This is a genomic window from Gilliamella sp. Pas-s27, from assembly GCF_009795865.1.
Classification (GTDB): domain Bacteria; phylum Pseudomonadota; class Gammaproteobacteria; order Enterobacterales; family Orbaceae; genus Gilliamella.
In genome coordinates, this window is record NZ_WTEW01000077.1 from 1 (window position 1) to 1,308 (window position 1,308).

2 protein-coding genes are annotated in these 1,308 nt (G+C 31.0%); both read left to right on the plus strand.

Annotation, left to right across the window (positions count from 1 at the left end; genetic code table 11):
• Positions 1-728 (plus strand): M15 family metallopeptidase (locus GQ589_RS11710; protein WP_160426421.1); only part of this gene is annotated, 728 nt, incomplete at its 5' end.
• Positions 712-1,137 carry a hypothetical protein gene (locus tag GQ589_RS11715; RefSeq protein WP_237399238.1) on the plus strand — a complete coding sequence of 142 codons (426 nt, stop codon included), beginning with the start codon at positions 712-714 and terminating at the stop codon, positions 1,135-1,137. The genes GQ589_RS11710 and GQ589_RS11715, both read left to right, overlap by 17 nt.
• Positions 1,138-1,308: the final 171 nt, after the last annotated feature.

A 1,308-nucleotide genomic window follows, 5' to 3' on the forward strand; every position in this document is an offset into this window, starting at 1 on the left:
GTGATATTGCGATGAAAAAAGTAGATGAAGCGCATGAACATGTCAAAAAAAATTGGCAACTAGAAAAAGCGCAACGCATTAAACCGTCACTGTGGTGGCAACAAGTGGCACAAGCGCAAGCTCAAACAACCAGCACAGAACAAAGCGATGCGAATGCTAATACTCCGAAACTATCCAATCTATCAACTGACGGCAAGGCGTGGTTTATTCACCCGGTGGCGATGGTGGATTATTTTAATGTTACAGAAAAGAAAACTGAGACTTGGGATAGTGTTACAAACTCAAGGATTAAACTATTGCACCCGAAAATCCGGCAACACACTTTAGATTTTATAAATGATGCTGAAAACAATTTAAATATAAAGTTAAGGGTTTCTGATGGTTATAGATCTATTGAGGAGCAAAATAAACTTTATGATAAAGGTAGGAAAAATTCAGATCCTATTGTAACAAAAGTTAAAGGTGGATATAGTTTTCATAATTATGGATTAGCAATTGATGTGGTGGAAATTTTAGACAAAAAAGCCATTTATTTTGACAATAAACATCCAAAAATAAAAGAAATCGTAGAGATAGCAAAATCATATGGTTTTTTATGGGGTGGGGACTGGGTTACATTTAAAGATTATCCACATTTTGAATTTAGGTTCGGTTTTACTACCACTCAACTTTTAAAAAAATATAATGCTGGAGATCTAGATAATGAAGGTTATGTTAATATTAATTAATTTTTTTATGTTTTATTTTTTGATTGGATCTGCTCATGCAGATGTTTTTGAAACTCAATCTTTTTCATCTGAAGGGGCTGAATTAATTTGCGATTATAAAAGAAGTAGTGAATTAGAATTAAATGTTTATGGAGAAACATTTACAAGTAAGATTAAAATTATAAGAAGCAAACCTCATAATTATAATATCAATGCTAAATTTGATTATTATGATCTCCCGATTTATGAAAAATTTCGAAATGTTTTAAGTGTTAATTATGCTTTTTACGTTGAAAATAATCAAATTATTGAATCTTCATTGATAGACTCTGATTTAAGGAAAGTAATAAAAGATATTTATAAATCCATCAAACAAATTACAAAAGAAGCTCATAAAAATAAAAAATGTTTATCATGGAATTTTGAGTAAGCTATAAATAATTTGTATTTTAAACAAGTTTTCAGGGCAAGGCGTGCTTAGACGGTGAAATGGTACAATATAATAAGAATAAAGTAGCGAAATTAGATTTAGCCGATTACACGCCAGCGATGAAGGCACTACACCAAATTTTGACAGGGACACTGATATATTCAACCCAAC

Bases quoted from the DNA above. Each gene is read 5' to 3' on its own strand.
- GQ589_RS11715 (WP_237399238.1), top strand. From the start codon at position 712: ATGTTAATATTAATTAATTTTTTTATGTTTTATTTTTTGATTGGATCT.